This is a genomic window from Flavobacteriales bacterium (assembly GCA_025210295.1).
GTDB lineage: Bacteria > Bacteroidota > Bacteroidia > Flavobacteriales_D > Parvicellaceae > S010-51.
On record JAOASC010000020.1, the window covers coordinates 1 to 23,191 of the forward strand.

Genomic DNA, 23,191 nt, shown 5'->3' on the forward strand with positions numbered 1-23,191 from the left:
CTCCGCCGGTGGTTTTGGATTTGGATCCGTCAAATAACGGTGAGCTATACGCGCCTTGTCCCTCATAGGTGAATGACTCACTTAATAGGGTTTGCCCATAAGACTCTCCTAAAAAAATTAACCCTAAGAATAGTATTATTATCGTTGTCGATTTGTGCATTGGAATAGGTGCTTTTTTATGATAGCGTTTCAAATTAATTATTATGTTTTAGAGCACCTTTATTCATTAGAAGTAATAACTTCGTACAAGACTAGGTACTATAATTAATGATAACTAAGTTTAAAATATTAGGGTATATAACTATCTTTTTTTCTATTAAACGGTCGTTTTTTAACGATTTTTGTGCAGTTCAACTACATTTGCAAAGTTAGATTACTCATTATAAATAATCCAAATTCCTTATCAACAAACAACCAGTTAACTATAATATATCTAACTGATATTAAGCATAGTAGTGTTAATAAATCAAAAGTGCTATAATAATATTACTTAGGTCTTTTAGACTAGAGACAAACACCAAAAATTAATCTTAAATTTCAGAGACTGATTCCAAACATTGAACAAAAATTGATGGTAATAATATAATTGAGCTAAACAATAAAAAAAGGAGATCAATTAATGAGCTTCATCGGAAAATAACTACTTATTCATTAATCTCTTTTCTTAACACTTTACCTTGGTAAGAAATTGCTATCACACCTTCTGTGAACCCAACTCTTATTAGTTCATTTAATAAGTTTTCAGCATCCTGTAATGTTTCCAAAACAGGAGATGCATAAATCACGATCCCATTAACTTTTATTGGTGTAGCATTAAGCTGTAACGCTTTAAGTTTTTGAGTATAGTCAGGAGACATATTAGCTTCTATCATTCCAATTTCAACGATATACTTAATATTTGTTTCAACGATATCAGTTATCTGTTTTTCATTTTCTGTTGAAATACGCTTTATTTCTTCTGCTAAAGCCTCTTTCGGTTGCATTGCATTTAAAGCCACTTCAATTGCTTCTATTTCAGCATTATCATTTTGATTACTTTGTCTATCAGGGTTATCTTCAGTAGCTCCTGTATTTTCATCATCATTAGATGAATTACCTTGAGTTTCAGTTAAACTTTTAAAGTTAAAGAATTGTTGGCCATCTCCAAAATTGACTTCTTTTTTCCCTTCGTAGAAAGTAAAATCTACGGTATAATGTTTAAACCCATCAAACTGAATCAAGAATTTATCCTTATCTATTTCAAACCCTTCTCCAAATACGTTTGTTACTTTTACTGTAAAATATCCAGCTTGCGGAACGTTTAATGTATAATACCCTTTCAAATCTGTTAGAGCGGCAAAAGTTTCTCCTTTTTCATTCACAGCCTCTACCCTAACCCCGTTTACATTAATCAATCCTTTATCGCTGAATTCATCTCTAATTAATGAAACTTTTCCATTAACTTGGAAACTTTCAACATAAGGGATATATAAATCCATATCCTGAGTAATTTCAATGCTTTGGTTATCTCCTTTTGCATTGTATAAATTTCCTAAATTAAACAGCGGTTCAAAATCCCCTAAATAAGAACCTTCTGGAATATCCTTTAAAAGGATTTCTCCTTGGGTATTTGAGACCAACTCTTGCTCTCCAAACCTAATGAAATCATCCACATTCTTTTCCCGATCTCTTGATAATTTTAATTTAATATTTGATAATAATGGTTCATCTTCTCCTCTAATCCCATCACCATCTAAATCATTAAAACAAATAGCTGTTACATCATAATACTTTATTCTAGGTTGTGGAATATCAAAAGATTTTTTTACACCAATGTTCATACTAAAGTTTCTATGAGTAATTACACCTGCTGTCTCTTCATCTACACTATTGGTAAAGATATTAGCACGCATATTCGCTGACCACCTATAAGGTAATTTAAAATCTAACATGGTACTCAAAACAAAATTTTGTCTATTAGATGGCAGTCTTAAGAAATACGTCAAATAATTTCCCCAGGTAATGTTTTTTTCATAAAACTTTCTAGTATGATGTAACCTGGCTTGAACTGTTTCATAATTAATAGGTTCATCATTTTCAAAAAATGCCTCACTGACAAAGAAATTGGGCCCATAAATATAATTAGCACTAGCTCCCATATTTCTGTTGACGTAACTCAATCCTAAATTAATCGCTGGTAACTCTCTTATGGTAACATCAGGTTGTAAACGGTTTCTAAAATAAGTATACCCGGCAGACAAACTTGGAGTTAACATTTGAAATTCATCCATTTTTATTCTAGATAAAATAAATAAACCTCCAAAATAATTAGTGAAATTCTCAGCTGTTGTATCACTTTGAATCAACAAGCGATTCAACTCTCTCATCATAGGTCCAGCCTCTAATACTAGACTATTGGACAATCGGTTTAAGTAGGTGGCTCTATAAATTGCCTGTCTATTATATGATCCATTATAAAAAGGGCTATACACATATCCTGAAGTACTAACTGAATTGTAGTTAGCAATTAAGTTTATACGACTTTTTGCATTAATCATATACCTAAAGTATCCATTAATTTTATTTGATGGTCTAACTCTAATGAAGTTAAATTGATCATTTCTTGTTGTTCCACCAAACCTAAACTTTTTCCATACTCCACTATAACTAGCCATATACGAAAAACCTAAAACAGTAGAATCAGCGGGTACTCCAACGCCTTGATTATTATCAAAAACCGCATTGGTTCCCATTAAACCTATTCTCAATGTATGGTTTTTATAGGGAGAGAAAGCAGCTCCAACTTCAGGTGATAAGGCACGGTAATGCAAATATTGATTATCTTCATAAGTAGCTCCCCCCCATACTCTTAAGTTATTAATTTTTCTTTTGTATAGAACAGATGAACTCCAATTAGGAAAGAACTTCCCTATTATGTAACTAGCATTAACTTCATCATTATCAGTTATCTTATAGGAAGCTTTAACACCCCAACCTCTTAATGAATGCATCGTATTGTTAAATATCTCCCCTATTTCAGCGACCAAATCATCTGACCATCTATAGACAATTCTAAACGTATAATTATTTGGGTTTTCAAAATAGTTTAACGTTCCCGATTGTCGGTAAAATAAGTTTCTAGCTTGAAAAATATAGTTTAAATCATGCTCTCCTTTAAACTGTAAATGTCCATAAGCTCCTAAATTCAATTTAGGTTGATTAGATGATAACAGGTTGAAAACATTTGCTTCAACATTAAGCGGAGAATATTTTTCTTGTCTATTATGAATGTAGGCATTATCCAAGTCTCTTACCCAAAGCATGTCTCTTCTGGACTTATTCGTGCTCCCTGAAATTCCTTTAACCTTAATGGTTGATTCGTCCCAAATTTGGGTGTAAAATTGACGTTTATCTTCTGTCAATTGAGCTCTCGTTACCGTATATGTATATACTGTATCAGTTAAAGGTGGTACTTTAACAAAGTAATCTTTTTTGTTTTCGTTAACTTCAAGAATATCTAGTAATTTACCTACTTCAAACTGAAGATTTATTAACTCTGGGGCATTCCCCTTATTTTTCACATGCAAATCAAATTGGACAGTTTCAAAGTATTCATTGAAATAAATAGTACTATGTTCTAAATACATATCCCACTTGGTTTTCAGGGGTATTTTAACATAAGCAGCACCAGAATAATATCCATTTTTTGCTTCAAAAGATGCATCAATTACATAAGCCATTCCACCAACTGCATTTCTAGGTATAGATAGACGAACAGGCAGACTTATTGAATCATTAGCTTCTAGCGTTATTTCCATTGAGGGGTTTGCGATTAAATGCCACCCATTGGGTACATTAATCCTAATCTTACCACTAATAGGACTATTAGTAGTATTCGTAAATTTGCAGACATTAAAATAAATTGAGTCAGCCGACTGTTCGACCTTTTGCTTTATAAATTCAATTTCAATATCTCTAATAATTTTTTTAACAGTATCCTCAGCGATAAAAGCATCAACAATTGAGGAAGTGTCCGTAACATTAGGGTTAATGGCAGTATCCTTAACCGATGTTATATCTGTTGTATCCACATCAGGTAATGCAACAGAATTAGTGTCTACATTAATAGAATCTGTGATAGACACAATCGAATCTTGATTTTGAGCATAATTAGCACCTGCTAACAATAGCATTACAATAATATATAGGTTATGTCTTATCAAGATTATAAAGTAATAAGTAGTATTCTTAATCAAAACTATGGGGTTAAAAGTCTGGGATTAAAATAACTTCAACTTCTATGGTATAATAATCAGCTGTACTTCCTAACAAACTTCCATTAGCAATTCCACACTCATAAGTTAAGTTAATTTGGTGGGTATTTGCATCAGCAGGTATATGAGCTGGATCTATAGTGTTCATTAGTTCATTTCCTGGAGCTATTGCTAAATCTTGCAATCCATTAAAAGTTGCAGTACCCAAATTTCCACTTGCATCTGTTGCTTCAATTTGGATAGTATTAAGTGGTAAAGTATTCCCTCCTCCTCCATCGATAGTTGGTTGAGAAAGAAAAGATTGAAAATCGAGATGCCATCCAGTTAATGTTCCGCCTGTTAAATCTTCCATTGAAACACCTAAAGTTGTTCCATCTGTAATCCTAATTCCATTTCTATATTTATCGATAGAATTAAAATTAAATTCAATGTGAGAACCAATAAGTGTTGTAAGGCGAGCAGTATTATCTTGAGCAAGAATTAGTGTATTAAACACTCCTGTAAAAAAAATAACAAAGCATATAAATGGGGACTTTCTCATATTACCATTGAATACAACAATAGGTTGATACCCTACAAAGAATACCAACCTATTATTCGATTTATCCTTTATTATAAAGAAGCTAATTCAAACAACACATTTACGATATATCTATCTGGTGTTGGACTTGGATTTTGCTCTAATAACACAGTTGGGTTCATTGTTGATGGAGCTCCACCAACTTCAGCAGTACCACATCTCCAAGTAATTGTAAAATCATTATCTGTAACATCTCCTGCACTTGAAGCAATATTTCCGTTATCAGTAATTAATACAATTGGAAATTGTTCTAATGCTGAGACTTGTGCTCCATCAACTGTTGGTGCAGAAGTAACTTCAGTACCTAAAGTATGAGTTCCATTAGAAGTTAGAGAAAAACCTACGTTATCCAATGTTAAGGTATTAGCTGGATTATCAGTACCAATAAATGTAGCTTCTTCTGCTCCATAGCTCAATTCCCATCTAGTAGATGATGCTATAGTAAAATTAGAAACATACATTGGATCTGAAGTATTTGGATTTGCTGAACCAGAAGTTGCTGCATCACCAGATATACCAAAACGATAGTCATCAATAGAGTTAAAAGTAAACTCAATATTACCACCATCAGTAATTGTCATTCTTAACACTTCATTCAAATTCACGGCTAAAGGAATTACATTTCTGTCTCTCACCGCTTGAGCATACGTAGTTGCTCCCCACAATAGTAATCCCGAAACAAGGATAGATAACTTTTTCATAATAATTTATTTTTTAGTTCATCACAATGTTAACGATTATGAAAACCAAAAAAAAATATTTACAGAGTTATTTTATCGAAATATTTAATTATTTGATGAGCATATTATTTTCAATGATAAGAGAATTAACAGTTTTTTAATTCTTAATTTTTCTTCTTTTTGTATTAAATAATTCTGTATTATTGCGTTGTTATTTATGAAAATAAACTTATGAAAAATCTTATTATTTTATCACTATTCCTATTTAACATTCACATAATCAAAGCACAAGATTTTGAGGTTGCTCCTGTTGTTATGAATTTTGAAGCTAATCCTGGACAAATTCAAAAGAAACAAATGACTATCAGAAATCATGCTAACATCAAACAATCTTTTACATTTAATTTTGGAGATTATGAAATTGATGAAAGCGGTAAAAAAGTTCGTAAAGCTGCTGGGACCTCAAAAAGATCATGTGCGAGTTGGATTACTGTTACTCCAAACTTATTAGAACTAAACCCTAATGAAGAAAGAACAGTAACTGTATTAATGACCGTACCTAAAGATGGTTATGCTACCAAATGGGGAATGATATATGTACAAGCAAGTACTGAACAAAGTGGAAATGATGTAGACAAACAATTGGCTACAGGAATTAGAGTCACTCCTAGAATTGCTGTATTAGTGAGTCAATCTCCAAAAACCAATCAAAATTATAAAGGGAAAATCTATAACCTTAAAGAAGTTACCTCTCAAAAAGACTCTGTTAAAACGTTCCATGTTGTCGTTGAGAATATTGGAGATAAAATCTTCGAAGGGAGCGTACAATTATTACTTGCTGATATGACTACAGCGCAAGAGACCAAATATAAACCGAAAAAGAATAGAGTCTTTCCTGGAGAAAAAAGAACTTTTGAGCTAACGCTTCCTAATAATATTACACCTGGTAAATATGTACTTGCTGCAATTCTAAACTACGGTCATGGAAAAGCTCTAGAAGGAACACAATTATTAGTTGAAATAAAATAACTTTATGAGACCCCTATTCTATTTGGTATTGCTTTTATGGACTCCACAACTAATGGGACAAGACACCATTAGAACTTATTACAATGATTCTATTAAAACGGTGAAAGAAATCTATCTTGTAAATACCAATGGAGACAAGGAGGGTTTGTATCAAATATTTCACCCCAATCAAACCTTATGGCAAATTGGTCATTATAAAAACAATCAATTAGAAGGAGAATGGTTAGATTACTATACTACAGGACAATTAAAGCAAAAGTTATTTTTTATTGCAGGTAAGTTAGAGGGAAAATCAACCACTTATTACCCTTATGGTGAAACCTACCAAATCATGAATTACAAAAATGACATCCTCCATGGAGAATTGATCATTTACCATGAAAATGGTCAACTTAAAGAAGTTTCTAACTATATAAATGGTAGTCCTCATGGTCCTTTCAAAGGCTACTACCAAAATGGTAAACTGAGGTACCAAACAACAATGGTTAATGGTTTAGCAAGTGGTAATTGGACTGCTTATTTTGACAATGGTTACATTCAGGAAAAAGGCTATAAGAACAGAGGCATCTTTCAGGGTGAGTTTATTGGTTACTACAAAGATTACGAAGGTATTATTCAAAAAAAATGCCACTACAACAACGGTTTATTAGATGGAGATTTTAAGGGCTTTTACCCTTCAGGAAACCTTATGAATAAGTATTTTTATAAAAAAAATAAAATAGAAGGAGAATACCAAGAATTTTTTGACTCAACGAAAAGTTTAATATTTATTCAAGGAAACTATATCAATGATAAAAAAGAAGGGGTTTGGACAACATACTATGCCAACCAACAAATATATTATACGGGTATTTATACCAATTCGATAAAAGAAGGTGAATGGAAAGTGTTTTATGATTCAGGAAATCAAAAACAAATTGGAACCTATAAAAACGGTGTAGAAATTGGAAAATGGAAATTCTATACATTGTTAGGTCAACTCTCTCATACAGGACAATATGAAAACGGTGATCGAACTGGGACATGGAATTATTACTACCCAAGTGGCCAATTAAAAGTTGAGCATAATTACCACAAGGGACTTAGAAACGGAATTGGTACAGCCTACGATGAAAAAGGAATTATTGTTGAGAAGGCACTATATAAAGATGATCAGTTGATTCAGAACTTAATGAACAATTAACTTTTGAAATAAATTCACTTTAAACACGTTAAAAAATAATAATTACATTAAATTTACCTCTAACAATTTAACAGAAACTACTATGAGACGATCTACACTCCTTGTTCCTTATGATTTTACTCCTGTCGCAGAATCTGCTGTAAAAGATGCTATTACAATTGCAAAGCAGACTAGAGCTGATGTTTTACTTTTACATGTAGTTAAAAACACTAAAGACATGCAAGCTGCGAATACTAAGCTTGAAGCTGTAATAAAAACTTTAGATCAAACAGAAGTAGGTGTTAGCCATCGAATTGAAGTCGGTAGTATTTTCGATGATATTGGCAAAGTAGCTGAAGAAGTTAAAGCTTCTGTTATTGTTATGGGAACACATGGAGCAAAAGGTATGCAAAAACTGTTTGGAAGTTTTGCAATTAAGGTTATTACCAGTACCAATGTTCCTTTTATGGTCGTTCAAGAGAAATTAATTAGTAGAGACATCAATAAAATTGTACTACCTGTTACTGCTTCTAAAGAAAGTTTACAGATTTTGAACTCAACAGCTAATTTAGCAAAAGCATTAGGAGCTACTGTCAATGTTGTTTACGAAACTAAAAGTGAAGCAGCCATGCAGAGAAAGATTAAAAACTATGCACAAATAGCACTTCAACAGTTAGCTGAACAAGGAATCAATGATGCTAAAGCTTTTAAATTACAAGGAAAAGGAGCTTATCAAGAACAGATATTAGATTTTAGCAAAAGACATGGAGCTGACTTAATTTCTGTAGCTTATTATACTGAAAAAGTTTTTGCTCAATTCGACACTTTTGCCCAAGACTTAATTACTAATAAAGATCAAATACCAACATTAATTATCAAAACAGTTGATTCAACTGTAGGGTATTTCTAAGGCTTTAATATATAAAATAGAAAAGGGAACTGATTAAAGTTCCCTTTTTTAGTTTGGATCAGAAAACTTTGGATTATTTACAAAGTCTTCATCTGTTAATGTTAATAAGAAAGCTTTTAGATCTAATCGGTCTTGTGGATTTAATTGAACCCCACCTACTCCAATATTTTTCATTAATGGATCCAGTGTTGGTGAATATTGTAACCCTACACTATAATGGTTAATGACATCATCAATGGTTTGAAATCTCCCATCGTGCATATATGGAGCCGTATAAATTAAGTTCCTTAATGATGGAGTTTTAAATTTCCCCTTATCTGCGGGATCTCCTGTTACTGCTTCACGACCTATATCCGTAAAAGTAGCATCTAAACCATTGTTATGATATAAATTATCGGTCCATAAAGGGTTATATGGATCTCCATGACAATGAAAACAATCCCCACCAGATTCATCCATAAAAATATTATACCCACTCAGTTCTGATGGTGTTAGCTGTGCTTCACCTCTTAAATATTTATCAAATTTAGAATTTCCAGAAACAAGCGTTCTCTCGAACTGAGCGATTGCCTTAACAACCATAATAGAATCTATCTGATCAGTTCCAAAAACTTGTTTAAACAGTTTTGGATACTCGGCATCTGCCTGCAATTTTGAAACGACATTAGGCCAGATTTCATGCATTTCTATAGGATTAACAACTGGATCATGTGCTTGCCCTTCAATAGTCGCTGTTCTTCCATCCCAAAAATACTCGTCATTATAATTCCATGCCATATTAAATAAAGGCATTGCATTCCTATTTCCTTGAATACCATCTATCCCTGTACTGAATTGATCAGGGTCTGTGAAAGCATTTTCTTGTTTATGACAACTGGCGCAGTTTTGCGAATTATCTCCTGACAATTTCTTCTCATAAAATAACTTCCGTCCTAGTTCGACTCCTTCTTCTGTTAATGGGTTATCCTCTGGTAAGTTTGGGGCTGGTAAGTATTGGTTTAAGGTATAAGGCACTTCTAATGAATAAGCTGTCGGATTATAAATTTCATATTCGCATGATCCATCATCCTTAACAGCCTCTACATCATAATTCAATGCAGAATCATCAGTACACCCCTTAGGCTTTCTACAACTTGTAAAAACTATTGAAACCCCAACAAGTGCCCATCCTATTTTATAAAATATACGCATTACTCAATTTACAAAAAAAGCCTAGCCTACACAAGAGACTAGGCTTTATAATTAATATTCCACTTGATTATTGTGTTACTGAACCAAAACTAAATACTGTACGTCCATTTTGATTCATCAAAATTTGTGCATTATAGTTAGGCATTAACATCGCGTGCATTGCATCTAAATCCCATTGATTAGGGTTTTTAAACCATTCAGCAAAATTCATATCTATATTAATCGAAGCATCATTTGATAAATTAAATGACTGATTTAATTTTACATAGAAATGATTCGCTTCATGTGTTCCATTATTTGAAGCCGTTCCATTATGAAATGCAAAAGCAGTAGTATCATTATTAGATTCAATAAATTTCCCTTCAAACTTCAAAAAGTGATATCCTCCACCAATCATTGCAGGCCATGACCAACTTGCTGCGTTTAAATCTGCATAAGCTCCATCAGTATTATCAGCTTCATCAAATCCCCAAGTAAATCCTATTCCTGTATAATCTCCATAAGGAACATGAACATCATCAGGAAAAGAATAAGCAAATGAATTGGTATTATCAAAATCTACAAAATTATATCCTTCAACAACTATACTGTCCCCGTCAGCTTTATACAAAACAAAATCAGAAACTAAATACTGAATTTTAGTGATGCTATGCGTTGTTCCCATATCATTCGTATACTTCAAGTCATTGAAATCGGATGGCATTATTGTAGCTCCATCATATTTATGATTCATTTTAATCATCACATGACTTCCATCATGTCCATCTCCTGATGTTGTATCAAACTCACATGAACCATCATCTTTTTTAGCATTAGCATCATAATTTGTTGCTGCTGAATCTGTACATCCTTTCTTTTTACAAGATGTAGTACCTAAAGCTAAACTTACCCCTAAAATTCCTGCTATTAATATTTTTGTATTTTTCATTGTATTTTTTTTAAAAATTGTAATTTAATCCTACAGACGTTCTGTAGGTTGTAAATAATTGTGTATCTCCATTTAATTGAGTAGCATACACATGTTGGTATTGAGCACTTAAGCTCCAATTGTTTTTATATAATTTAAGACCAATATTCCCAAAAAAGGTTGCTCCACCTGAATCATTAATGATCGCCTGTTCATAATCTTTCTCAAACTTTTCGACATAAGATCCCAAAAATGGCATCAATACTAGTCCTTTTACTTCTTTAATGTAAAAGATATTAGCATTAAGGTTTAAGGTGTTTCCATATCTAAAATTATCTTGATTATAGGTATTAAACTTAATATTAAGATTCGTTGAAAACCCTAGACTTTTATACCTAAAAGCATAAGTCGTCAAGAACAAAAAATCCCAACTTCCTGAACCTGGCTGCAAATCTAAATTTGGCGTTCCAAAAGCATATGATTTAGAAATACTTCCTAATGGTAATTTTACCCCTCCTCCAATAGTAACTCTATGAGTTATATTTTGAGTTGTATCTGAAGTTTGCTTAGTATTATACAATTGATAGGTTTGAATCAATAATGGATCTCCTAATCCTTTGATCCTATATTTTGCTAATCCGTCAATCTTTTCAGTATTATCTACTATAGGTAAGGTAAACATTGTCTTCCACCTATCTTTCAGATAAAAAGTACCTCTTAATTCATACGTTTTATAGATGTCTATTACTTCTTTATTTAATAATTGGCTGGTTTCTACTCCTCCGTGTTTTAATAATACTTGACCTAATTCATTATACTTTCCATACATAAATCTTGAATGATGGTAAAATCCAAATGAATTTCGATAATCATTAGGTGATATATTTAAATATACATTACAATTATCACACGAATAAGCAACAAACGAACGAATTATTAATAAAATAAGAATTGTTTTCTTCATTTATTTAATCTTTAAGTAACCAAAGGTTACGAATTCGTTAGTTTTACTAGAATTGTAATTGATTAAATAAAAATTGGAGGTCTGAAGATAGGAGATAAATATTGGTTATTCGTATACGAAGCGATTAAATAAGAGGGAGACTGTTCTTCTTGTTTATCTAAAGCTAATTCTACCTCTTGAATTTGTTGAAAAGCAAGTACAGACACTACAACAGAGAATACTTCTTCTGTACTGTGCGCAGGGATATTATTTGTCAACTGTAGTTGTTCAGATAAATGACATGATCCTAAACAGTTGAGCTCAGGTTTGGTTTTATTTTCACAATACTTCTCTGCGTATTCTTTTTGATTCATGTGATAATCAACCAGCATACATGTCTGAATCATTACTGATAAAAACAATGAAGTAATAAAAAATACAATTATACTATTTAGATATAGCTTATTCACTTAGAACAAAGGTACTCATTAATTCAATATAAAACATGATATTCGTTAGTTTACCTTATGTATTTCTCAAAATATGCTTTTACATTCTTCTCTATTCTCTGAAGTGCATCCTCCGAGGTTTCCTTCGTAAACTTTTCTCCTGATACTTGCTCATAAAGCTCTATATAGCGTTCTGAAACAGAAGCAACAAATTCATCCGTCATTTCCGGAACTTGTTGTCCCTCTTTTCCCTGAAAGCCGTTTTCCATCAACCACTCCCTCACAAATTCTTTTGATAATTGCTTTTGAGGCTCGTCATTTGCCAACCGCTCATGATAACCTTCAGCATAAAAATATCTAGAAGAATCAGGGGTATGGATTTCATCAATAAGATAAATTTTTCCATCTTTTTTACCAAATTCATACTTGGTATCAACTAATATCAGACCTTGCTTAGCTGCCATTTCAGTACCTCTGGCAAACAATTCTCTAGTATATTTTTCGAGCAATACATAATCTTCTTCACTCACAATTCCTTTTGCGATAATATCCTCTCTAGCAATATCCACATCATGCTCTCCAAAATCTGCTTTAGTAGATGGTGTAATAATTGGCTCTGGAAATTGCTGATGTTCTTTCATTCCTTCTGGCATTGTTACCCCACATAATACTCTTTCTCCAGATTTGTAGGTTCGCCATGCATGTCCTGTCAAGTAGCCTCTTATCACCATCTCTACCTTAAATGGTTGGCATAAATGACCTACAGTTACATTAGGGTCTGGTGTAGCAATGCTCCAATTATCAACGATATCTTCAGTAGCTTTTAAAAACTTTGCTGCTAATTGATTTAATACCTGTCCTTTAAAAGGGATTCCTTTGGGTAGAACAACATCAAAAGCAGAAATCCGATCACTAACTGACATGACTAAGAAGTCATTATTTATGTTGTAAACGTCTCTTACTTTACCTTTGTAAACACTGACTTGATTAGGGAATTTAAAATCTGTTTGTGTAATCGCTTTCATCTCAATTTAGTGATTTGGTTTATTCGTTTTATTTGCTCTCCTTTTTCTGTTGAGCACTACTTTTAAATGCTTTAATAATATGTTTAACTAAACGATGTCGAACAACATCTTGCTCATTTAATTCTACAATTGCAATTCCTTTGATATCTTTTAAAATAGTGGTTGCTATCCTTAATCCTGACTTCTGATTATACGGTAAATCAACTTGTGTCGGGTCTCCAGTTACAATAAATTTAGCAGACTCCCCCATTCTCGTTAAAAACATCTTAATTTGGCTCTCTGTAGCATTCTGCCCTTCATCTAAAATCACAAATGCTTTATCCAATGTACGCCCTCTCATATAGGCTAAAGGAGCAATTTGAATCACGTTGTGCTCTATATACTCTTCTAGTTTTTCTGGAGTAATCATATCTCTTAAAGCGTCGTACAAAGGCTGTAAATAAGGATCTAACTTATCTTTTAAGTCTCCAGGTAAAAAACCTAAATTTTCACCTGCTTCTACAGCTGGACGAGTTAAAATAATTTTTCTTACTTCCTTATTCTTAAGCGCTCTTACAGCCAATGCTACAGCTGTATATGTTTTTCCCGAACCAGCAGGCCCAACCGCAAACAACATGTCATTGTCTGCTATAGCCTCTACCATTTTTCTTTGATTAGGAGTTCTTGCTGAAACTTTTAAGCCCTTGTTTCCAAATACCAAAACATCGTTCTTCTTACGATCATCTTCATGCACTCTACTCTTAGCGTTCAGAATATTTTCAATATTACTTTGTGTGATATTGTTATAACGTTCAAAATGACGAATAATTAATTGAATTGCTTCTTCAAATAATTTGGTGTCTTCATCATTTCCTAAAACTTTCAAAAAATTACCTCTATTGATAATTTTCAAACGTGAAAAATGAGCTTGAAGTTGCTTTAAATTAGCATTATTAGCTCCAAGGATATCTACAGGATTTATTCCTTTTATTTCGATGATTTTTTCGTGCAAATTCTTGTTTTTTTACTTCAGCCCAAAGTATCTCTTCAATGGTTGCTGATTTTTTATTTTTATTGCTTATTTTTGAGCTTCAAAATTAATCATACCAATTTATATTTACGACATAATTATTGGTTTTATTTGAATATATTTAGTAATTCTATACAACTGTTGAAAAGTCGCAATAAAAGCGTATTTTTGGAAAAATGAGAATAATCACATTAACAACCGACATGGGGCTGAAAGATTACTATGTAGCAGCTGTTAAAGGCGCTATTATCAGTCAATTGCCCGACGTTCGAATTGTTGATATTAGTCATCAAATAGCCCCTTTTGATATCGCTCAAGCTTCATTTGTTCTTCGTAATTGTTTTAATGAATTTCCAAAAGGTACGATACATATAATTGGAATTAACCCTTTTGAAAAAGGAGAAACGAAACATGTATTAATTGAATATAACAATCATTATTTTATTGGTGCCGATAATGGTATCTTTTCTTTATTATTTTCAAGAAAACCAGATAAAGTTTTTGAATTAAATATTATTGAAGATACTTTTAATCAATCTTTTCCGACCAAAAATGTTTTTGTAAAAGCTGCTTGTCACATCGCCAGAGGAGGAACTCCAGAAGTTATTGGAAAACAAGTTGAAGACATTAAAAAGCGTCAGTTATTTAGAGCTACAGCAGAAAGTAATGTAATTAAAGGAACCGTTATTTATATTGATTCTTATGGTAATGTGATTACCAATATTTCTCAAAAGCTATTCTACGAAATCAAACAAGAGCGTGATTTCAAAATCTATTTAACACGCGCTGGTTACACTATTTCTAAAATTAGAAAGAATTATAATGAGGTTCCAGAAGGAGAAAAAGTGGCATTGTTTAGCAGTTCTGGCTATCTAGAAATTGCCATCAACAAAGGTGTTGAAGGTTCTGGAGGTGGTGCCAATAAACTCTTTGGACTTAAAATTACCGATACCATTACTATTGAATTTGAAGAAAAGAAACCGGAACCTGAAGAGGATTTTTTCATGCAGTAACTCCCCTATTAAAGTCTCCTTATTATGAAAAGAATTCACTTATTTGAACTTGAAGATTTTAATTGGTTCCCAAATTGGATTCGAGTTCGACTAACAAGAATGCTTAATTTTATGCATAAGTTAGTCAAGACTGAAGATAAATTAATTGAATTATTAACCCCTTTAATAAAAGAAAGTCAAAACTTACACATTACTGATTTATGTTCTGGTTCTGGAGGTCCAATGATACCTGTAGTCGAAAGACTTCAACAACAAGAACAGTTTAAAAATTTAAGCCTTACGTTAACAGATTTGTATCCACATCATGAAATTGTCAAGCGCTATGAGTCAAACCCGCTCATCAGTTACAGTTCTCAACCTGTAGATGTAACCAAAGTAAATGCAGACTATAAAGGTTTAAAGACAATGATTTGCAGTTTTCATCACATGACACCAGACAATGCTAAGGCAATCTTAAAAGCCGCTAGAGATAATAGAGATACCATTTGCATCTATGAAATGAGTGACAACAGACATCCGCTCATCGCTAATGTTTTTACTTTTATCTTTAATTTTATCAACAGCCTTTTTATTACTCCATTTGTTCGCCCAATGAGCTGGCAACAACTTGTTTTTACCTATATAATACCTATTCTACCTTTAGGTTTTGCTTGGGATGGAGCTGTTTCTAATGCACGAACCTATACATTAAGCGATATTGATGAGTTGCTTGAGGGGCTTGAGCAAGATGATTATCAATGGGAAAAAGGTATTATTGCGGGGAAGCTTCCTAGTATGTATTTGATTGGAAAGCCTGTTTAATGATTAATTATATTTAGAATTAGGTTGTTATTTTCCTTTACTACATTTACCCCAACCGATCATACTTCTACTTGATATTTAAAACTAAAAATACTTAGTTTTATACTGTGCTTAAGTTTTTGTGTTTAAATTATATCCTATCTATTAGTATTATACTATTAGGGCAAGACAGCTCATCTGTATTTATAACCCCTGAAATACCTGCCCAATATAAAATTGGAAGCCAACAATTATTAAATGACATTTACAAAAATTTAAAATCCCCAAGCACTCAAGCTGATATAACTGGTAGAGTTTATGTTTCTTTTACTGTTGATACCACAGGGAAAATAACCAACCCAAAAATAAAAAGAGGCATTAATGAACTCTTTGACAAAGAAGCATTAAGAATTATAAGCTTGCTAGGAGAATGGACTCCTGGGAAATTATATGGCAAAAAAATTAATACAAAAATGATCATTCCCATAACCTTTAATTGCAATAGAAGTCCATCTCAATAAAATTTTACCATGATTAAATCTTTAGAACTATTCAAATCACTATTTTTGTTGTCGCAATAAGCATTTTGAAAATGAAAACTATATCAATACTAATATTCCTTTCTATTCTCTTTTTACAATGTAAGACAGGAAACCGCGAAGCCAAAGAAATTCTTGTTAATCAAGAACATAAAGCCAATGAACAAGAAGACACCTCTAATTCATTAGAAGAAATAGAACAACAAATAATCGAAAACCCAGAAAGTCCGAACGGTTATACCAAACGTTCCTACTATTATGCTAAACAAGGAGACTTCAAACGTGCTTTGGAAGACATCAGTAGAGCATTAACAATTACACCCGAAGAACCTTCTTTAAACTTCACTAAGGCTGAGTTGCTATTTAATCAAGCTGGGATGACGCTTAATGCCTTACTTTATGATCAATCAGAAATCTATTTGAATAACACGATAAAACTAGATTCTAGTTATGTAGATGCCTACATACTAAAAGCAAAAATATACATCGGTAGAAAAAATGCTGAAGAAGCTATTGGTAACCTAAGTGAAGCCATTAAAATTTCACCTACTTTATCAGAGCCGTATGCACTAAAAGGGTTTGTTTATCAGCGTTTAGGAAACACTCAACTGGCTCAATCTTCCTATCAAACAGCACTAGAAATGGACGCTAATAATTACGATGCCAATACAGGTTTAGGATACATTTATTATTTAGATACCAATGCTAATGGGCTCATCTATTTTGATGCAGCTATGCGTTTAGACTCCAATGCTATTGAGCCAGTTAGAAATAAAGGTTTATTATTGAAAAACTTAGGCCGAATTGAGGCTGCAAAAACAGCATTCAACCACGTTCTTCAAATTGATTCTTTATTTGAAGAAGCCTATTATAATCTTGGTGTTTGCGAAATTGATTCTTACGACGATAATTTTGAAGAAAAAACTAAGGACTCTATTGTCAACAATGCGATTCATTATTTTCAACAAGCGGTAAATATTAACCCTGAATATGTTCAGGCGCTCTATAACCTTGGATACAGTTATGAATTTAAAGGTGATAAAAAAAGTGCCTTAAAATACTATAAACAAGCCATAGAAATCGCACCTGACTATGAATTGGTTAATGAAGCTCTAAGACGGTTCTAAATAATGGAAAGTGACTTTCCTACTCGAAAAATAATTCATGTTGACATGGATGCTTTTTACGCATCTGTTGAACAACTAGATCATCCTGAATTAAGAGGAAAGCCTATAGCAGTTGGCGGTGGTGGGGAAAGAGGAGTTGTAGCTGCAGCAAGTTATGAAGCAAGAAAGTTTAATGTTAAATCCGCTTTATCTGGAAAAATAGCTAGAGAAAGATGTCCTCACCTAATCTTTGTAAAACCTCGATTTGAACGTTATAAAGAGGTCTCTGCCATGATTCGTGAAATCTTTTACGAATACACCGATTTAGTAGAACCTTTATCTTTAGACGAAGCTTTTTTAGACGTCACAGAAAACAAAAAAAATAATCCGTCCGCAGGTTTAATTGCTCAGGAAATTCGAGAAAAAATCTATCAAAAAACGGGGTTAACTGCATCTGCTGGAATTTCCATCAATAAATTTTTAGCTAAAGTTGCTTCTGACATCAATAAACCAAATGGACAAAAAACGATCAAGCCTCAAGAAGTTTTAAGTTTTCTTGAGGAACTACCCGTAGCTAAATTCTTTGGTGTTGGAAAAGTTACCGCTCAGAAGATGTATAAACTGGGCATTTTTAAAGGCCAAGATTTAAAACGAAAATCTTTAGAAGAGCTACAACTTCATTTTGGAAAATCTGGCCAACATTATTACAATATTGTAAGGGGGATACAGCATAGCAACGTTTCTCCTAACCGCATTCGAAAATCAATAGCAGCTGAAAGAACGTTTACGAATGACTTAACTTCTAAAGAAGAGATCATTGAAAAACTCTCAAAAATCGGAGATGAACTTGAAAAACGTTTAAAGAAAAGCAATACCAAAGGGAAAACAATAACGCTAAAAATAAAATACTTAGATTTTATTGTTCATACTAGAAGTAAAACCCTAGCTTATTATATTGACAATAAAAAGGACTTTTTTGAAATTGTCATCCAATTACTTTTACAAGAACAACTCATCAAACCAGTCCGTCTACTGGGCATATCTATCAGTAACCTTGATAATCAAAAGACCATTGATAAATGGATTCAATTAACATTTAATTTTGACTCCCAATCCAATTAACCTTTACGTTCAACTTTTTGTTTTTGATAAAGTTCAGCATAATTTCCTCCTAAATTAACCAATTCATTATGACTCCCTTTTTCTAACAGGTGTCCATTATCAAACAACAGAATTTGATCGGCATTTTTTAACGTAGAAATACGATGGCCTATTAGCACTGCTGTTTTTCCATTCATAATTCTATTTAAATTCGATAAAATTTGTTCTTCTGTTTTAGTATCTACAGCAGATAAACAATCATCAAAAATCATAAATGGAGGTTCTTTAATAATTGCTCTGGCAATAGACAAACGCTGCTTTTGACCACCTGATAAAGTCACGCCTTTCTCTCCTATTTCTGTTTCAAATCCTTTTTCAAACCCTATAATATTTTGATAAACAGCAGCATCTTTAGCAGCTTGAATAATAGCAGCTTCAGAAACTGCTTTCTGTTTCATTCCAAATGCTATATTATTGGCAACAGTATCAGAGAATAAAAACACTTCTTGGGGAACATAACCAAAAGCTGTTCTAAGTGCCGAAATACTATATTGCTTGATGTTCGTTCCATTAATCAAAACCTCTCCCTCAGTCACGTCATACAATCGACACAATAAATTAGCGATTGTTGATTTTCCGCACCCAGTTCTTCCAGTTACTCCAACCGTTGCGCCTTCAGGTATAACAAAACTCACATTATCCAATGCCACGATTCCGCTTTCAGGATAAATAAAACTAACATTTTTAAATTCTATCGCGCCTTTTATTATTGTTATAGGGTTTTCCACTTCAGTAATTTCACTTTCAACCTCTAAAAATTCGTTTAATCTTGTTTGAGAAGCAGCAGCTCTTTGCACCAATGAAGTCACCCACCCTACTGAAGCAAAAGGCCAAGTTAACATGTTTACATACATGATAAACTGTAAAATAATACCTGTATCAATGGTTCCCTCAATAGCCTTAACTCCTCCAATATAAATCGTAATAATGGTACTTAAACCAATTAGCAATACAATTACAGGCATAAAGAAAGCATTTGTTCTCGCCAAACTCAAGCTTGCTACTTGATAATTGTAGGTTTCTTCTTCAAATTTATTAACAAAGTGTTTTCCTCGATTATAAGCTTTTAACACTCGAATTCCTGATAGCTTTTCCTGTACAAATGATGATAACCCCGATTGTGTTCGTTGAACCAATTCACTCCTTTTATTAATGACGCTACTTACCTTATATACCAAGTAAGACATTATTGGTAATGGCACTAATGAATACAATGTTAATTCAACATTGATACGTAGCATAAAACTAACAATTAGAATAAAGAGTACGATAAGGTTTATGGTATACATAATAGCAGGCCCCAAATACATTCTTACCCGACTAACATCCTCACTTATCCTATTCATTATATCCCCAGTTCGGTTCTTTTTGTAAAACGACATGTCCAGTTCTTGATACTTATTATAGATTTCATTTTTTAAATCATATTCTATCAAACGAGACATAATAATAATCGTTTGGCGAGTAAAAAATAAAAACACGCCTTTCATAAAAGAAAGAAAAACATATACTCCTGCCAGATATATGGCTAATTTGGTAATTTCTTGATAAGAAAAATCATCAGTACTTTGATTGGCAAAATCAACAATTTGATTGGTTGCATTCTTAACCACTTCAGGCATGTATACTCCAAACAAGTTAGAAGCCACAATAAATAGGGTTCCCAGGAGTAATCTCCACTTATATTTTATTAAGTATTTGTTTAAATAAAATAATGACTTCACTTATTCCAATTTAGTTTATTTGAATTGATCAATTTAATCCTCAATAAAGTTGATAATTTTTAACAAAATTACAGAGTTACTTATCTACTTTATGTTATTTTTGCACTCAGGTATTAATGAATACAAAAGTAATTAACATTCTTACAAATCAATTAAAAATGGAAGTTAAAAATATTTCTGAAGTTAAAAACGATGAATTAGGAGTTTTGGCTCAAATGACAGACATGGGACATGAACAAGTTTTATTCTGCCAAGATAAACAAGCCGGACTAAAAGCAATTATAGCTGTTCACAATACTGTTTGTGGGCCAGCATTGGGAGGGACAAGAATGTGGAATTACAATACAGAAGCTGAAGCTTTAAAAGATGTATTGAGACTTTCGAGAGGAATGACCTATAAAAATGCCATTTCTGGTCTAAATCTAGGTGGAGGAAAAGCTGTAATTATTGGAAATTCTAGAACAGACAAATCTGAAGCTCTTTTTAGAAGATTTGGACAATTTGTTGACAGTTTAGCAGGAAAATACATTACTGCTGAAGATGTAGGGATTTCGCCTCAAGATATGAATTGGGTCTCAATGGAAACTAAACACGTAGCTGGTTTACCAGGTAAAAGTGGTGATCCATCTCCCGTTACTGCATTTGGAGTATACATGGGGATGAAAGCTGCTGCAAAAATACAATTTGGCTCAGACTCACTAGAAGGTAAAAAAGTTGCCGTTCAAGGAGTAGGACATGTTGGAGAGTATTTGGTTCAAAATCTTCAAAAAGAAGGAGCTGATATATACATTACTGACATTCATGAGGAGACGTTAAAACATGTTGCTAATAAATATGGTGCTAAAGTCGTTGGTTTAGACGAAATTTATGACATTGATATGGACATTTATGCTCCATGTGCTCTTGGAGCAACTGTGAATGATGCTACCTTAGAGCGTTTAAAGTGCAGTATTATTGCAGGTGCAGCCAACAATCAATTAGAAAATGAAAATAAACACGGCGAAATTGTTAGAGAAAAAGGGATTATTTACGCTCCTGACTTCTTAATCAATGCCGGAGGAGTAATGAATTGTTATGGAGAAGTTTATGACATTCCTTCTAACAGAATTATGGGAATGGCCGAAGATATTTATAACACCACTTTAAACATCATCAAAAAATCTAGAGAAGAAGGAATACCTACTTATCTAGCTGCCAATAGAATGGCTGAAGAAAGAATTCAACAATTAGCCAACATCAAACAATACTTCTAAAACGTTAGAAGTTAACTCAATAAATATGCTTAATAGAAGACATTTAAGAATTAAAGTATTACAAACATTATATGCTTTTACGCAATCTAATAATACCAATTTAGTTGCAGGGGAGAAAGAATTATTGCATGGGGTAGAAAAAATGTACGATTTGTATATTTATTACTTAACGATGTTTGATAGTTTTACACACTTTGCCGAATTAAAAATTGAAGAAGCAAAACGTAAAATATTTACAAGTGAAGAAGATTTAAATCCGAATTTAAAGTTTGTAAACAATCGCTTTTTAGCACTTCTAAAAAACAACAAAGCCATTAAAGATGCTTCATTAACAACTAAAATAAACTGGAGCAACGATGTTGAACAAGATGTTTTAACAAAACTATTTAACTCATTCACTAAGAACGACATATATAATGAGTATATGGAGAAAGAAAGCAGTTCTTTTGAAGAGGATAAGAAGTTTATCGTCAAACTTTTCAAAAAAGAGATTTGTAATTTTGAATTGCTTTTACATTTCTTTGAAGAGAAAAGTGTTTATTGGCAAGATGATATCGATTTAGTTTGTTCTATGGTTATTAAAACCTTAAAATCATTCAAATCACCTGATGATATTCATGCTCCGATTTTACCTTTGTATAAAGATGATGAGGAAAGTTTTATCAAAGCGTTATTTAGAAAAGGCTTAAACAACTTAGAAGATAACTATGCTATAATTTCTAAATACACTAAAAACTGGGAATCTGATCGAATAGCCTTAATGGATCGTTTGTTAATGAACTTAGCCATTACTGAAGCTAAAGCCTTTGAGTATATCCCTACAAAAGTAACCTTGAATGAGTATATAGAAATTTCAAAGTTTTACAGCACACCAAAAAGTAATACTTTTATTAATGGTGTTTTGGATAAAATATTTGATGACTTAAAAAAAGAGGGTGCAATAAAAAAAGTAGGAAGAGGGCTTCTCAATTAGAGCATTAGATCAATTATCATCTAATAGTTAACTTATCAAAAGATTTAAAACAATGAAACGAATAATAATTGCTGGATTTATAGGTGCTAGTTTACTGTCAAGTTGTAAAATAACTGATAAAAACGATGGCAAAGCTGTAACATCAGAAATGCTCAATACCGATGCAGAGAACGCTCCTGTTATGGAATTTGAAAATGAAACTTTTGAATTTGATAATATTGCTATTGGATCAACGGTTAAGCACAGTTTTAAATTCAAAAATACTGGTCAATCTGCGCTCTTATTATTTGATGTTAAAGCTTCATGCGGTTGTACTGTTTTAAAAGGGTGGCCAAAAGAACCAATTGCTCCTGGAGAAACTGCTGAAATTCCAATTGAATTTACCCCAAATGTGACGGGACAAAATGAAAAATCTGTTTCTATTGTAGCCAATACTATTCCCTCTGTGAAAAAATTAGCCATTAGAGGAACTGTGGTAGGAACAAACTAAAATATACAAAATAA

21 protein-coding genes are annotated in these 23,191 nt (G+C 32.6%); 11 read left to right on the forward strand and 10 right to left on the reverse strand.

All coding sequences use genetic code 11. The annotated features are described in order from the left end of the window. Positions 1-644: 644 nt before the first annotated feature. The 3 genes from N4A35_06000 to N4A35_06010 all read right to left on the reverse strand — a co-directional run bounded on the left by N4A35_06000 (position 645) and on the right by N4A35_06010 (position 5,534). Positions 645-4,172 carry a hypothetical protein gene (locus tag N4A35_06000; GenBank protein MCT4580952.1) on the reverse strand — a complete coding sequence of 1,176 codons (3,528 nt, stop codon included), beginning with the start codon at positions 4,170-4,172 and terminating at the stop codon, positions 645-647. A 73-nt stretch (positions 4,173-4,245) separates the two neighbouring features. Then, positions 4,246-4,842 (reverse strand): hypothetical protein, encoded by a 597-nt coding sequence (locus N4A35_06005; GenBank protein ID MCT4580953.1) that lies wholly within the window; start codon positions 4,840-4,842, stop codon positions 4,246-4,248. Between the two features lie 23 nt (positions 4,843-4,865). Then, positions 4,866-5,534, reverse strand: coding sequence for a hypothetical protein (locus N4A35_06010; protein MCT4580954.1), 669 nt, complete (start codon positions 5,532-5,534; stop codon positions 4,866-4,868). Positions 5,535-5,744: 210 nt separating this feature from the next. Between N4A35_06010 and N4A35_06015 the strand changes: the two genes are divergently transcribed. From N4A35_06015 to N4A35_06025, 3 genes are all read left to right on the forward strand, one after another. Continuing rightward, positions 5,745-6,542, forward strand: a complete 798-nt coding sequence (locus tag N4A35_06015) for a hypothetical protein (GenBank protein ID MCT4580955.1) — start codon at positions 5,745-5,747, stop codon at positions 6,540-6,542. Between the two features lie 4 nt (positions 6,543-6,546). Then, positions 6,547-7,725, forward strand: a complete 1,179-nt coding sequence (locus tag N4A35_06020; protein MCT4580956.1) for a toxin-antitoxin system YwqK family antitoxin — start codon at positions 6,547-6,549, stop codon at positions 7,723-7,725. 82 nt (positions 7,726-7,807) lie between these two features. Then, positions 7,808-8,614: a universal stress protein gene (locus N4A35_06025; protein ID MCT4580957.1), complete on the forward strand. Its 807-nt coding sequence runs from the start codon at positions 7,808-7,810 to the stop codon at positions 8,612-8,614. 48 nt (positions 8,615-8,662) lie between these two features. Here N4A35_06025 and N4A35_06030 read toward each other — a convergent pair whose 3' ends face one another. From N4A35_06030 to N4A35_06055, 6 genes are all read right to left on the reverse strand, one after another. Beyond that, on the reverse strand, positions 8,663-9,805 hold the full coding sequence (locus N4A35_06030) for a cytochrome-c peroxidase (protein ID MCT4580958.1): 1,143 nt from the start codon (positions 9,803-9,805) through the stop codon (positions 8,663-8,665). A gap of 67 nt (positions 9,806-9,872) precedes the next feature. After that, complete coding sequence (locus tag N4A35_06035) at positions 9,873-10,733, reverse strand: hypothetical protein (protein MCT4580959.1); 861 nt, start codon at positions 10,731-10,733, stop codon at positions 9,873-9,875. Between the two features lie 10 nt (positions 10,734-10,743). After that, entirely contained in the window at positions 10,744-11,676 is a 933-nt protein-coding gene (locus N4A35_06040; protein MCT4580960.1) for a transporter, read from the reverse strand. Positions 11,677-11,738: 62 nt separating this feature from the next. After that, positions 11,739-12,029, reverse strand: coding sequence for a hypothetical protein (locus tag N4A35_06045; GenBank protein ID MCT4580961.1), 291 nt, complete (start codon positions 12,027-12,029; stop codon positions 11,739-11,741). Positions 12,030-12,175: 146 nt separating this feature from the next. Further along, a complete protein-coding gene (locus N4A35_06050; protein MCT4580962.1) occupies positions 12,176-13,129 on the reverse strand; it encodes a phosphoribosylaminoimidazolesuccinocarboxamide synthase in 954 nt (317 codons plus the stop codon). Positions 13,130-13,157: 28 nt separating this feature from the next. Beyond that, entirely contained in the window at positions 13,158-14,120 is a 963-nt protein-coding gene (locus N4A35_06055; protein ID MCT4580963.1) for a PhoH family protein, read from the reverse strand. 194 nt (positions 14,121-14,314) lie between these two features. Here N4A35_06055 and N4A35_06060 point away from each other — a divergent pair, with 194 nt between their 5' ends. The 5 genes from N4A35_06060 (at position 14,315) to dinB (ending at position 18,698) form a co-directional block, all read left to right on the forward strand. Next, positions 14,315-15,151 carry an SAM-dependent chlorinase/fluorinase gene (locus tag N4A35_06060; GenBank protein MCT4580964.1) on the forward strand — a complete coding sequence of 279 codons (837 nt, stop codon included), beginning with the start codon at positions 14,315-14,317 and terminating at the stop codon, positions 15,149-15,151. A 24-nt stretch (positions 15,152-15,175) separates the two neighbouring features. After that, positions 15,176-15,952, forward strand: coding sequence for a hypothetical protein (locus N4A35_06065; protein ID MCT4580965.1), 777 nt, complete (start codon positions 15,176-15,178; stop codon positions 15,950-15,952). Positions 15,953-16,059: 107 nt separating this feature from the next. Further along, entirely contained in the window at positions 16,060-16,452 is a 393-nt protein-coding gene (locus N4A35_06070; GenBank protein ID MCT4580966.1) for an energy transducer TonB, read from the forward strand. A 71-nt stretch (positions 16,453-16,523) separates the two neighbouring features. Then, the gene (locus tag N4A35_06075) at positions 16,524-17,597 is read left to right on the forward strand and encodes a tetratricopeptide repeat protein (GenBank protein ID MCT4580967.1); all 1,074 of its coding nucleotides are present in this window, start codon (positions 16,524-16,526) and stop codon (positions 17,595-17,597) included. A gap of 3 nt (positions 17,598-17,600) precedes the next feature. Beyond that, positions 17,601-18,698, forward strand: coding sequence for a DNA polymerase IV (gene dinB / locus N4A35_06080; protein ID MCT4580968.1), 1,098 nt, complete (start codon positions 17,601-17,603; stop codon positions 18,696-18,698). Here dinB and N4A35_06085 read toward each other — a convergent pair. Next, positions 18,695-20,461 carry an ABC transporter ATP-binding protein/permease gene (locus N4A35_06085; GenBank protein MCT4580969.1) on the reverse strand — a complete coding sequence of 589 codons (1,767 nt, stop codon included), beginning with the start codon at positions 20,459-20,461 and terminating at the stop codon, positions 18,695-18,697. The genes dinB and N4A35_06085 overlap by 4 nt on opposite strands. A 215-nt stretch (positions 20,462-20,676) precedes the next feature. On the opposite strand from N4A35_06085, the gene N4A35_06090 reads away from it, so the two are divergent. The 3 genes from N4A35_06090 to N4A35_06100 are packed head-to-tail and all read left to right on the forward strand — an operon-like array spanning position 20,677 to position 23,177. Beyond that, positions 20,677-21,714 (forward strand): leucine dehydrogenase, encoded by a 1,038-nt coding sequence (locus N4A35_06090; GenBank protein ID MCT4580970.1) that lies wholly within the window; start codon positions 20,677-20,679, stop codon positions 21,712-21,714. A 25-nt stretch (positions 21,715-21,739) separates the two neighbouring features. After that, on the forward strand, positions 21,740-22,687 hold the full coding sequence (locus tag N4A35_06095; protein MCT4580971.1) for an antitermination protein NusB: 948 nt from the start codon (positions 21,740-21,742) through the stop codon (positions 22,685-22,687). A 52-nt stretch (positions 22,688-22,739) separates the two neighbouring features. Then, positions 22,740-23,177 (forward strand): DUF1573 domain-containing protein, encoded by a 438-nt coding sequence (locus tag N4A35_06100; protein ID MCT4580972.1) that lies wholly within the window; start codon positions 22,740-22,742, stop codon positions 23,175-23,177. Positions 23,178-23,191: the final 14 nt, after the last annotated feature.